Annotated in this window: 9 protein-coding genes; 1 reads left to right on the forward strand and 8 read right to left on the reverse strand. The window is 71.4% G+C overall.

Features of this window, described 5'->3' with window-relative positions; all coding sequences use genetic code 11:
• Nucleotides 1-3: 3 nt before the first annotated feature.
• From ftsW to rsmH, 8 genes are all read right to left on the reverse strand, one after another.
• The gene (gene ftsW, locus OHT61_RS08575; protein WP_329036499.1) at nt 4-1,464 is read right to left on the reverse strand and encodes a putative lipid II flippase FtsW; all 1,461 of its coding nucleotides are present in this window, start codon (nt 1,462-1,464) and stop codon (nt 4-6) included.
• Nucleotides 1,465-1,579: 115 nt separating this feature from the next.
• Entirely contained in the window at nt 1,580-3,013 is a 1,434-nt protein-coding gene (murD, locus tag OHT61_RS08580) for a UDP-N-acetylmuramoyl-L-alanine--D-glutamate ligase (RefSeq protein WP_329036501.1), read from the reverse strand.
• Nucleotides 2,995-4,065: a phospho-N-acetylmuramoyl-pentapeptide-transferase gene (gene mraY / locus OHT61_RS08585; protein ID WP_327119482.1), complete on the reverse strand. Its 1,071-nt coding sequence runs from the start codon at nt 4,063-4,065 to the stop codon at nt 2,995-2,997. Before mraY ends, murD begins: the two co-directional genes overlap by 19 nt.
• Nucleotides 4,062-5,480, reverse strand: coding sequence for a UDP-N-acetylmuramoyl-tripeptide--D-alanyl-D-alanine ligase (locus tag OHT61_RS08590; protein WP_329036504.1), 1,419 nt, complete (start codon nt 5,478-5,480; stop codon nt 4,062-4,064). The genes mraY and OHT61_RS08590 overlap by 4 nt, the downstream gene beginning before the upstream one ends.
• Before the next feature lie 4 nt (nt 5,481-5,484).
• The gene (locus tag OHT61_RS08595) at nt 5,485-7,206 is read right to left on the reverse strand and encodes a UDP-N-acetylmuramoyl-L-alanyl-D-glutamate--2,6-diaminopimelate ligase (RefSeq protein ID WP_443049379.1); all 1,722 of its coding nucleotides are present in this window, start codon (nt 7,204-7,206) and stop codon (nt 5,485-5,487) included.
• A gap of 16 nt (nt 7,207-7,222) precedes the next feature.
• Nucleotides 7,223-9,211, reverse strand: a complete 1,989-nt coding sequence (locus tag OHT61_RS08600; RefSeq protein WP_329036508.1) for a peptidoglycan D,D-transpeptidase FtsI family protein — start codon at nt 9,209-9,211, stop codon at nt 7,223-7,225.
• A 4-nt stretch (nt 9,212-9,215) separates the two neighbouring features.
• Nucleotides 9,216-9,758, reverse strand: a complete 543-nt coding sequence (locus OHT61_RS08605) for an FtsB family cell division protein (protein ID WP_329036510.1) — start codon at nt 9,756-9,758, stop codon at nt 9,216-9,218.
• 49 nt (nt 9,759-9,807) lie between these two features.
• A complete protein-coding gene (gene rsmH, locus OHT61_RS08610) occupies nt 9,808-10,779 on the reverse strand; it encodes a 16S rRNA (cytosine(1402)-N(4))-methyltransferase RsmH (RefSeq protein ID WP_329036512.1) in 972 nt (323 codons plus the stop codon).
• Nucleotides 10,780-11,187: 408 nt separating this feature from the next.
• Here rsmH and OHT61_RS08615 point away from each other — a divergent pair, with 408 nt between their 5' ends.
• Complete coding sequence (locus OHT61_RS08615) at nt 11,188-11,742, forward strand: beta-class carbonic anhydrase (RefSeq protein WP_329036514.1); 555 nt, start codon at nt 11,188-11,190, stop codon at nt 11,740-11,742.
• The last annotated feature ends 58 nt before the right edge of the window (nt 11,743-11,800 follow it).

The raw sequence follows: 11,800 nt of genomic DNA on the forward strand, positions 1-11,800 counted from the left end.
AATTCACCGCTCTCCGGACGGACGCTTCGTGACGCGCCGTCTCATCGTCTTCCATCTGACCCCGGGCCTCCGCATGGCCAGGGCCGCTCTCGCCGAGGGATCCTCCCGCGCGAAGGCGATCATGAGCCCCACCGCGAACATGGTCGGCAGCAGGGCCGAGCCCCCGTAGGAGAACAGCGGGAGCGGGACACCGGCGATCGGCAACAGACCGAGCACCGCACCGATGTTGATCACGGCCTGCGCCGTGATCCAGGTGGTCACGCCTCCCGCTGCGTACCTCACGAAGGGGTCCTCCGTGCGTCCGGCCACGCGGATACCCGCATAGCCTAGAGCCGCGAAGAGGGCCAGCACCGACAGCGTCCCCGCCAGACCCAGTTCCTCCCCGGTGATGGCGAAGATGAAGTCGGTGTGGGGTTCGGGGAGTTGCCCCCATTTTTCCACACTCGCGCCGAGCCCCGAACCGAACCATCCGCCGGACGCGAGCGCGTAGATCCCGTGCACCGCCTGCCAGCAGGAGTCCCCGGGGCCGGGCTCGGAGGCGCCGATGCAGCCGAGCCGGGACATGCGGTTCGGGCTGGTCTTGATGAGCACGAAGCCGATGAGCACGGCGAAGGCCAGCACGCCGCCGAAGAGCCGCGTGGGGGCTCCGGCCAGCCAGAGGAGACCGAAGAGGATCGCGGTGAGGATGATCGCGGTCCCCATGTCCCCGCCGAGCATGATCAGCCCGAGGAGCATGAAGGCGACGGGGACGAGCGGCACGAGCATGTGCTTCCACTGCGCCAGCAGCCGCTTGTCCTGCTTGCGGGCGAGCAGGTCGGCCCCCCACAGGATGAGGGCGAGCTTGCCGAACTCGCTGGGCTGGAGCTGGAAGGGACCGCCGAGGTAGATCCAGTTCTGGTTGCCGTTGACCGACATCCCTATCCCCGGCACCTGGACCAGGATCATCAGGAAGACCGTGCCCATGAGCAGCGGATAGGCCAGCGCGCGGTGGAGCTTGACGGGCATCCTGGAGGCCAGCAGCATCAGCCCGGCCCCGATCACGGCGGCGAGGAACTGCTTGCGGAAGAAGTACGTGCTGGGCCTGGACAGCTCCAGCGCCTTGATGCTCGACGCGGAGTAGACCATGACGAGGCCGAGGACGGTGATCAGCATCCCGGCGCCGAGGATGAGGTAGTACGCCGTCAGAGGGCGGTCCCAGGCCCTGCGCGCCCGCTCGAACATCCGCCGCACGCCGTGGTCGCCGCGCGCCCGGGGCGGTGTGGCACCGCCACGCGCCCCGCCACGGGGCGTCGGGGCCCTGCGGGGGCCGGCGGCGGGCCGGCTCCGCAGAGCGACCCCTGGGGGCAGTCCCGGGCCCGCGGGCAGCGGCGCGGCGGCTGCGGGCGGGGTCGGTCCCCGGCCGCTCGCCGCGTTCGTCCGTGAGCGGTCGCCTCGGCGCGCGGCTGGGCTCTCGTCGGCCGGCATAGTCGCTGTCCCCTCCACTGCTCGTGCCCGGGGCCGCGGCCGGGGCGCCCGTGCCCGCCGCCGTGCCGCCCGTGCCCGGGTTCTCCGGGAGGTTACGGCGCGGCGGCCGGGCCCGTCAGGCGCTCTCGTCGGCGAGTTGGCGGACCGCGTCCGCGAACGCCTCGCCCCGCTTGTTGTAGTTGACGAACATGTCCATCGAGGCGCAGGCCGGCGCCAGCAGCACGGTGTCACCCGGCACCGCCAGCCGTGCCGCTTCACGGACCGCCGCGGACATCGCCCCAGTGTCGGTCCGGTCGAGGTCGACCACCGGTACCTCGGGGGCGTGTCGCGCCAGGGCTTCGCGGATCAGCGCCCGGTCGGCGCCCATCAGCACGACGCCCCTCAGCCGCTTGGCCGCCCCGGTGACCAGGTCGTCGAAGGCGGCACCCTTGGCGAGACCGCCGGCGATCCAGACGATCGGTTCGTAGGCGGCGAGGGACGCCTCGGCCGCGTGGGTGTTGGTGGCCTTGGAGTCGTCGACGTACGCGACACCGGCCACGTCGGCCACGTGCTCGATGCGGTGGGCGTCCGGGCGGAAGGCCCGCAGCCCGTCCCGTACGGCGGCGGGTTCCACGCCGAAGGCGCGGGCGAGCGCGGCGGCCGCCAGGGCGTTGGCGATGTTGTGCGGGGCCGGCGGGTTCACGTCGCCGACCTCGGCGAGCTCCTGGGCCTGCTTCTGCCGGTTGGCGACGAAGGCGCGGTCGACGAGGATGCCGTCGACCACACCGAGCTGGGAGGGCCCGGGCGTGCCGAGGGTGAAGCCGATCGCCCGGCAGCCCTCCTCGACGTCGGCCTCGCGCACGAGGTCCTCCGTCGCCGCGTCCTGCACGTTGTAGACGCAGGCGACGGCGTTGCCCTCGTAGACACGGCCCTTGTCCGCGGCGTAGGCCTCCATGGAGCCGTGCCAGTCCAGGTGGTCCGGGGCGAGGTTCAGGACCGCCGCCGAGTGGGCGCGCAGGGAGGGCGCCCAGTGCAGCTGGTAGCTGGAGAGCTCGACGGCGAGTACGTCGTACTCCTCGTCGCCGAGCACCGCGTCCAGCAGCGATACGCCGATGTTGCCGACCGCGGCGGTGCGCAGGCCGGCCGCCTGAAGGATCGAGGCGAGCATCCGCACGGTCGTGGTCTTGCCGTTGGTCCCGGTGACCGCCAGCCACGGCGCGGCGCCGGGGCCGCGCAGCCGCCAGGCGAGCTCGACGTCGCCCCAGACCGGGACGCCCGCGCCGGCGGCCGCCAGGAAGAGCGGCTTGCCCGGCTTCCAGCCGGGGGCCGTGACGACGAGCTCGGTGGACTCGGGCAGGGTGTCGCCGTCCCCGAGGCGCACGGTGATGCCGAGCGTCTCCAGTTCGGCGGCCTGGGCGCGCGAGCGCTCGTCGTCGCCGTCGTTCACGACGGTGACGAGGGCGCCCCGCTCGTGCAGGGCGCGGGCGGCGGGGACACCGCTGACCCCGAGCCCGGCGACCGTGACGCGCTTGCCCCGCCAGTCCACATCGCTCACTTCTTTGCTGCCCATCCCGCGTAGAAGAGGCCGAGTCCGACGATCACGCACATGCCCTGGATGATCCAGAAGCGGACCACCACAAGGACTTCGGACCACCCCTTGAGTTCGAAGTGGTGCTGGAGGGGGGCCATCCGGAAGACGCGCTTGCCGGTCATCTTGAACGAGCCGACCTGGATGACCACGGACATGGTGATCATCACGAAGAGGCCGCCGAGGAGGGCCAGCAGGAACTCCGTGCGGGAGCAGATGGCCAGACCGGCGAGGGCGCCGCCGAGGGCGAGGGAACCGGTGTCACCCATGAAGATCTTGGCGGGCGAGGTGTTCCACCACAGGAAGCCGAAGCAGGCGCCCATCAGGGCCGAGGCGACGACGGCGAGGTCGAGTGGGTCTCTGACCTCGAAACACGCCTGGGGGTTGGTCAGGGTCGTCGCGTTGGCGCAGGACTCCTGGAACTGCCACAGGCCGATGAAGGTGTACGCGCCGAAGACCATCACGGAGGCACCGGTGGCGAGGCCGTCCAGACCGTCCGTCAGGTTCACGCCGTTGGACATCGCGAGGATCATGAACAGGGCCCAGACGCAGAACAGCACCGGGCCGATCGACCAGCCGAAGTCCTCGACGAATGAGAGCCGGGTCGAGGCCGGGGTGTTCCCGCGGGCGTCGGCGAACTGGAGCGAGAGCACCGCGAAGGCGATGCCGACGATCAGCTGGCCGGCCATCTTGGCCTTCGCCCGCAGACCCAGCGAGCGCTGCTTCACGATCTTGATGTAGTCGTCGAGGAAGCCGACGAGGCCCATCCCGGCCATCAGGAACAGCACGAGGACACCGGAGAAGCGCATCTCCTCGCCGGTGATCACCTTCGCCAGGACGTACGCGATGATCGTCGCCAGGATGAAGGCGATGCCACCCATGGTGGGCGTGCCCTTTTTGCTGCCGTGGGTACGCGGGCCGTCGTCCCGGATGAACTGCCCGTAGCCCTTGCGGGCCAGAAGTTTGATCAGCAGCGGTGTGCCGACCAGCGTCAGGAAGAGCCCTATGGCCCCTGCGAAGAGGATCTGTCTCATCGGACGGCGACCTCGCCCTCGGTCGTCTCGAGCAGAGCCATGGCGACCTTCTCCAGGCCGACCGACCGGGACGCCTTCACCAGCACGACGTCTCCCGGGCGCAGTTCACTGCGCAACAGGTCGACGGCCGCCTGTGCGTCGGACACGTGCACCGACTCCTCACCCCACGAACCCTCGTTATATGCGCCCAGTTGCAGCCAGGAGGCTTCTGTCCCCCCGACAGCGACGAGCTTGCTGACGTTGAGCCGGACGGCGAGCCGTCCGACCGCGTCGTGCTCGGCGAGCGACGCGTCACCGAGCTCGGCCATCTGACCGAGCACCGCCCACGTGCGCCCCCCTCCCGCCCGTCGGGCCTTGCCCATGGCGGCCAGCGCACGCAGTGCGGCTTTCATGGATTCGGGGTTCGCGTTGTAGGCGTCATTGACGACCGTCACACCGTCCGGACGCTCGGTGACCTCCATGCGCCAGCGGGAGAGGGTGCCCGCTCCGGAGAGCGCATCGGCGATCTCAGTCACGGACATGCCCAACTCATGGGCGACGGCGGCCGCGGCGAGCGCGTTCGACACGTGGTGCTCACCGTACAGGCGCAAGGTCACGTCGCTGCACCCGGTGGGTGTGTGGAGGGCGAAAGCGGGGCGCCCGTCGTCCGTGAGCCGCACGTTCTCTCCCCGTACGTCCGCTTCCGGGGCCTCTCCGAAGAGGATCACCCGGGCTTTTGTGCGGGAGGCCATGGCCCGTACCAGGGGGTCGTCGGCGTTGAGCACGGCGACGCCGTCCTCCGGGAGGACCTCGACGAGCTCGCCCTTGGCCTGCGCGATCGCCTCGCGACTGCCGAACTCCCCGATGTGGGCGCTGCCCACGTTGAGCACCAGGCCGATCCGGGGTGGCGTCAGAGCGGCGAGGTACTGGATGTGGCCGATGCCCCGCGCGCCCATCTCGAGCACGAGGTGACGCGTCTCGGCGGTCGCGCGCAGAGCGGTGAGCGGCAGGCCGATCTCGTTGTTGAGGGACCCCGGGGTCCACACCGTGGGGGCCTTGCGCTCCAGCAGCTGGGCGATGAGGTCCTTCGTGGACGTCTTGCCCGCCGAACCCGTGAGCGCGACGACGGCGGTGCCCAGACGCTCCACGACGGCGCCGGCGAGCGCGCCCAGCGCCGTCACGACGTCGTCGACGACGATCGCCGGGACACCGACGGGGCGGGCGGCGAGCACGGCTGCCGCACCCGCTTCGACGGCCCGTTGCGCGTAGTCGTGGCCGTCGACGCGCTCGCCGGCGAACGCGGCGAAGAGGGAGCCCTGCCGCACCTCCCGGGAGTCGATGACGACGGGGCCGGTGACGGTGACGGACGGGTCCGGGACGTCGTGCGGCTGCCCGCCGACGATTCCGGCGATCTCGGCGAGGGAGAGGGCGATCACTTGGTCATCCCTGACTGTTGTTCTCGTGGGTGTGTGCGCGGGCTTCAGGGGCGGGCGTGCGCCCCAGGGAACGCTCGATGGCCTCGCGCAGGATCTTGCGGTCGTCGAAGGGGCGTACCACTCCGTGGATGTCCTGGCCCTGCTCGTGGCCCTTTCCGGCCACCAGCACGGTGTCTCCGGGCTCGGCGCGGGCGACCGCCGCGGCGATGGCCGCGGCCCGGTCGGCGTCGACGAGCACGTCGCCGCGCTCGTGGACGGGCACCTCGGCGGCGCCGGAGAGCATCGCGGCGAGGATCGCGAGCGGGTCCTCGGAGCGGGGGTTGTCGGAGGTCAGTACGGCGGTGTCGGCGAGGCGTGCCGCGGCGGCGCCCATCGGGCCCCTCTTGGTCGTGTCCCGGTCACCGCCGCAGCCCAGCACGATGTGCACCCGGCCCTCGGTGACCTTCCGCAGGGAGCGCAGGACGGACTCGACGGCGTCGGTCTTGTGCGCGTAGTCCACGACCGCGAGGTACGGCTGACCGGCGTCGACGCGCTCCAGTCGGCCCGGGACACCCGGGACGGCGGCGACGCCGTCGGCGGCGATCTGCGGGTCGACGCCCGCGGCGGCCAGCGTCACGATCGCGGCCAGGGTGTTGGCCACGTTGAACGGTCCGGGCAGCGGCGCCCTGGCCGTGATGCGCTCGCCCTTGGGGCCGATCACGGTCAAGGTGCTGTCCTGGGGGCCGACTTCGACGTCCTCGGCGCGCCAGTCGGCGTCCGGGTGGCCCTCCGCGGAGAAGGTGACGACCGGGATGGACGCCTCGTCGACCAGCCTGCGGCCGTACTCGTCGTCGAAGTTGACCACACCGAGCCTGCTGCGCTCCGGGGTGAACAGCTGGGCCTTGGCCTGGAAGTAGTCCTCCATGCCGGAGTGGAACTCCATGTGCTCCGGGCTGAGGTTGTTGAACACGGCGACGTCGAAGACGCAGCCGTCGACCCGGCCCAGGACCAGGGCGTGGCTGGAGACCTCCATGGCGACCGCCTCCACGCCTCGTTCGCGCATGACGGCGAAGAGGGCCTGGAGGTCGGTGGCCTCGGGGGTGGTGCGCTCGGACTTGATCCGCTCGTCGCCGATCCGCATCTCCACGGTGCCGATCAGCCCGGTGCTGCGGCCGGCTCCCCGCAGCCCGCCCTCGACGAGGTAGGCCGTGGTGGTCTTGCCGGACGTGCCGGTGATGCCGATCTGGAGCAGTCCGGCCCCGGGCCTCCCGTAGATCTCCGCCGCGAGGTCGCCCATCCGGCCGCGCGGGTTCTCGGTGACGAGGACCGGGAGGCCGGTGGCGGCGGCGCGCTCGGCGCCCGACGGGTCGGTGAGGATCGCGGCCGCTCCGAGGCCCGCGGCCTGGGCCGCGAAGTCGGCGCCGTGGAGGCGGGCACCGGGCAGGGCCGCGTACACGTCCCCCGGGCGGACCGCCCGGGAGTCGTGGGTGATGCCGGTGACCTCTCCGGCGTCCTGCGGTCCGGCACCGAGCCGGGCTGCCAGCTCTCCGAGGGACGTCGGCCGCAGCCGGTCCGGTCGGGGCGCTCCCGGGTAGTTCACAGGCGCGTCCTTCTGAGTGGTTTGGAACTGATCAGCGTGAGGCACGGCGGTGAGCGTACCGGGCGGACCCGGCCTCTCGCGAAGTGAGGGGCCGGGGTTGCGGAACTTCTCGTTCCGGTTCCCGGGATCGGGGGTGATGGTCGTCACTGAGGGTTCCCCCGAGTCACTCGCCGGGATTGAAGGAGACCGGAAGCCGGGCGGGATCGCTGCCGGACGGCGCGGTCTGGAGGGTCTTGAGGGCGAACTCCATGACCTTCTTGTAGATCGGGCCGCAGATCTGGCCGCCGAAGTAGCTGCCCCGGGTGGGGTTCTGGATGGCGCAGTAGACCGCGATCTGCGGGTCGTCGGCGGGGGCGAAGCCCGCGAAGGAGGCGGTGTAACCCTTGTAGACGCCGCGTACGGGATCCACACGGTTGGCCGTGCCCGTCTTGCCCGCGACGCGGTACCCCTGGATGTGCGCCTTGACGCCGGTGCCCTCGCGGTCGTCCACCACGGACTCCAGCATCTTCGCCAGGGTCCTGGCGGTCTTCTCGCTGACCACCCGGGTGCGCTCGGGCGCCTCGGACGCCGTGTAGCGGCCTTCGCCGTCCTTGGTCCCGCGCACCAGCGTCGGCGCGATCCGGACCCCGCCGTTGGCGATGGTCTGGTAGACGGACGCGGCCTGCATGGCGTTGAGCGAGAGGCCCTGGCCGAAGGGGATCGTGAACTGCTGGGACGTCGACCAGTCCTGCGGCTTGGCGAGGATGCCCGGCGACTCGCCCGGGTAGTCGAGGCCCGTGACGCTGCCGATGCCGAATTTGCGCAGGTAGGAGTACAGGACCTTGTTGGCCTCGCCCTGGGTCTTCCCGAGCTGGCCGGTGGCCAGGATGGTGCCGATATTGCTCGATTTCGCCAGTACGCCGTTGAGCGTGAGGTACCAGGTGGGGTGGTCGATGTCGTCCCTGAAGAGCCGGTCGCCCCGGTGCAGCCGGTTGGGCACCGTCACGTGCGTACCGGGTGTGGCGGCTCCCTCCTCCAGCACCGCGGCCATGGACATGACCTTGCTGGTGGAGCCGGGCTCGTAGACGTCCTGGAGTGCCGCGTTGCCCAGGGCCGTGGAGTCGCTCCGGGTGAGGTCGTTCGGGTCGTAGCCGGGGGCGTTGGCCATGGCCAGGACCTCGCCGGTCCTCGTGTTCTGGACGATCACGTAGCCGCGGTCCGCCTTCGACTTCTCGACCTGGTCCGCCATGGCCCGCTGGGCGGCCCACTGGATGTCGCGGTCGATCGTCAGCTCGACGTCGGTGCCCGCGACGGCGGGGATCTCCTTGGATCCCGCGGTCGGTACGGGGCGGCCGCCGGCCTGGGCGTACCGGATCTTGCCGTCCTCGCCCTGGAGACGCCCGTTCAGCTGCGCCTCCAGGCCGCCGCCGCCCTTGCCCTCGGCGTTGACGAAGCCCAGTATCCCGGCGGCGAGGTCCCCGTTCGGGTAGACCCGCCTGGTGGTCGGCTCCTGGAGGACCCCGGCCAGGACGTTCGCGCCGGGACCGCCCTTCGCCAGGTCCTCGGCGGCCTTCTCCGCGAAGGACGCCTTGAGGTCCTTGATCTGCTTCCAGACCTGCGGGGTCTGCCGCCGTGCCAGCACGGTGTAGCGGCTTCGGGGGGTCGACAGCTTCTTCGTCAGCTCCGCCGCGTCCTCGTCGAGGATCGGGGCGAGCAGGGCCGCGGCCTGCTGGGGCGCGTCCGGGGCCTTGCTCTCCTCGGGCGTGAAGAGCTTCGGGTCGGCGGTGATGTCGTGCGCGTCGACGCTGGTGGCCAGGGCGATACCGCTGCGGTCGGTGATCTCGCCGCGCTCGGCGGCGATCGTGTACTCGAGGTAGCGGTTCTTCTCGGCCATGGCCGAGTACGCTCCGGCGTCCACGGCCTGCACCTGGAGCAGCCGCACGACGAACGCCAGCATGACGAGGGTGAGGCAGAGGCTGATCAGGCGCAGCCGGGGCCGCGGGCTGCCGAGGCGGATGGACTGCGGGGAGCCGCCCCGCCGCTTCGTGGCGGCCGGACGCCGCGTGCGCCGCGCCTCGGGCCGGACGGCCGGGCGCGGACGGCCGGATCCGAACGCGTTACGGGAGCGCGCGGGGCCGGGCACGCGACGGCGCGGCGGTTCCTTGGACGGCACTGCGTCACCTGCCGGAGCTGATCGTGGGCGAAGTCGTCGGTGTCTGCGTGGTCGGCGTTGTCGGCGTCTGCGGCGTCGGGACCGCCGCGGGCGGGGTGCCGGCCACGGTCGGCACGGCCGTCGGCGCGGGCTCGCTCCTCGTCGGCGCCGGTGCCGGGACGCTGACGGGCGAGGGGTCCGCTGTGGCCCGCTCGCGCACTCCGCGCACGGTGCCGTCCGGGTTCAGGAAGGCGGGGCTGCCGCCCGGGACCATGCCGAGCTCCCTGGCCCTGCGCTCCAGGGCGTCCGGCTCGGAGTAGCTGTCGACGCCGCGCTGCAGCGCCTGCTGCTCGTCGGTGAGCTCGGTGGTCTCCCGCTTCAGCTTGCTCAGCCTGAACGATCCCTCGTTGAGCGCCGAGTTGAGCAGCAGGAGCGAGATCAGGCCACCGGCGAGCAGCAGCACGACCAGGAGGACGAAGGGGGTGCGGGCGGCGGTGCTCGGCCCCGACGGCATGAGCCGGGCGAGCCGGCCCGCCCGCCCCTTCGCCTGCCCGGCCGTCCTGGTCACCGCTGCGCCACCGGTCCTCCCGGCGCACGGCCCGCCGTACGGGGATCGCTCATCGCTCCTCCTCACGGATCCGCTGGGCGCCTCGCAGCCGGGCGGGGGCGGCGCGCCTGTTCTCGGCGACCTCCTCCTCGGTGGGCAGTTCGGCTCCGCGGGTCAGCAGCTTCAGGCGGGGCTGGTAACGCTCGGGGACGACCGGCAGTCCGGGCGGCGCCGTGTTCGCGGCACCGGCCGCGAAGACCTGCTTCACCAGCCTGTCCTCCAGGGAGTGGTAGGACAGGACGGCGATACGGCCGCCGACGGCGAGGGCGTCGACCGCCGCCGGAACGGCCCGCTCCAGCACGGTGAGTTCGCCGTTGACCTCGATCCGCAGCGCCTGGAAGGTGCGCTTGGCCGGGTTGCCGCCGGTGCGCTTGGCGGCCTGCGGCAGGGAGTCCCGGATCAGCTCCACGAGGCGGGCGCTGTTGGTGAAGGGCTCCCTCCCGCGTTCGCGCACGACTGCCGAGACGATTCTCTTGGCCTGCTTCTCCTCGCCGTACGCGCGCAGGATCCTGACCAGTTCGCCCGGCGGGTAGGTGTTGAGCACCTCGGCCGCGCCGATGCCGGTCGTCTGGTCCATGCGCATGTCGAGCGGGGCGTCCTGCGCGTAGGCGAAACCGCGGTCGGCCTCGTCCAGCTGCATCGAGGAGACGCCCAGGTCGAACAGGACGCCCTGGACCTTGGGGATCCCCAGCCGGTCGAGCACGTCGGGGAGTTCGTCGTAGACGGCGTGCACCAGGGTGGCCCGGTCGCCGTAGGGGGCGAGGCGCTCGCCGGAGAGCCGCAGCGCCTCCTTGTCCCGGTCCAGGGCGATCAGCCGGACGTCCGGGAAGGCGGCGAGCAGCGCTTCGCTGTGCCCGCCGAGTCCGAGGGTGCAGTCCACGACGACCGGGGGCGGCGCTCCCGGGCTCGTCGCCTCCAGAGCCGGGGCCAACAGGTCCAGGCATCGCTGGAGCATCACCGGGACGTGGCGGGTCTGGCTCAAAGCGCCCTCTCAGGCTCTGTCCCGTGACGGCCGCACGTGCGGTCTGGTCCCCGCCCGCTCGGAAGGGGAGGTCCGCCGGCGCCGGGGAAGGTGGCGTCGGCCGACCGCGAGCGGGCAAGGGCCGGGCCGCATGTACGCCGCACATGACGGGAACGCGAAACATGTAAAAATATGCAGAATGTGCAGGCGTGTCGGTAACTTCGCGTCACTTTAGTCCACCCTGCCATTCGATCCATTCCCGATCAACGAACCGCGCAGTGCGTGGCGGCACCGTGACGTGACGGGGAACCTCACCCGGGCGGGTGTGGGGCGTGAGTCCTGTGGGTTACCTCACAACAAACGTCGTTGACGTTCTTTGTCCCGACCCGCAGCACGCAACGAGCGATTGTGACGGCTAACGTCATAGCCATGTCGACTTCTGCGCAGTCTTCCGCCGAGACCGATTCCTCCGCCGCCCGCTCCGGAGGGACGGTGACCGACCGGCTGGTCGAACTGAACGGCCGTTACTCCGAGGCCTTCAGCGACCCGGGCATGGACGCACGGCCGGTTCTGCACGTGGCCGTGGTCGCGTGCATGGACGCCCGTCTCGACCTCCACTCCGCGCTCGGCCTCGAGCTCGGCGACTGCCACACCATCCGCAACGCGGGCGGCGTGGTGACCGACGACGTCATCCGCTCACTGACCATCAGCCAGCGGGCGCTCGGCACCCGCAGCGTCATCCTGATCCACCACACCAACTGCGGTCTCGAATCCCTGACCGAGGGCTTCCGGCAGGAGCTGGAGCTCGAGGTGGGCCAGCGTCCGGTCTGGGCGGTGGAGGCCTACTCCGACGCCGACCAGGACGTACGCCAGTCGATGCAGCGGGTCCGCACGTCGCCGTTCCTCCTGCACACGGATGACATCCGCGGGTTCGTCTTCGACGTCACCACGGGCAAGCTGCGCGAGATCCTCCCCGCCTCCTGACCCGCCCCTCGGCACACCGGCCCCGACATACGGACTACATCCGGCATATCGCTCCCAC

This window comes from Streptomyces sp. NBC_00178 (assembly GCF_036206005.1).
Taxonomy (GTDB): Bacteria; Actinomycetota; Actinomycetes; order Streptomycetales; family Streptomycetaceae; genus Streptomyces.

Excerpts from the sequence above, each read along its gene's own strand:
- ftsW (WP_329036499.1), bottom strand. The coding sequence starts at position 1,464 with ATGCCGGCCGACGAGAGCCCAGCCGCGCGCCGAGGCGACCGCTCACGG.
- OHT61_RS08615 (WP_329036514.1), top strand. The coding sequence starts at position 11,188 with ATGTCGACTTCTGCGCAGTCTTCCGCCGAGACCGATTCCTCCGCCGCC.
- murD (WP_329036501.1), bottom strand. The coding sequence starts at position 3,013 with ATGGGCAGCAAAGAAGTGAGCGATGTGGACTGGCGGGGCAAGCGCGTC.
- mraY (WP_327119482.1), bottom strand. The coding sequence starts at position 4,065 with ATGAGACAGATCCTCTTCGCAGGGGCCATAGGGCTCTTCCTGACGCTG.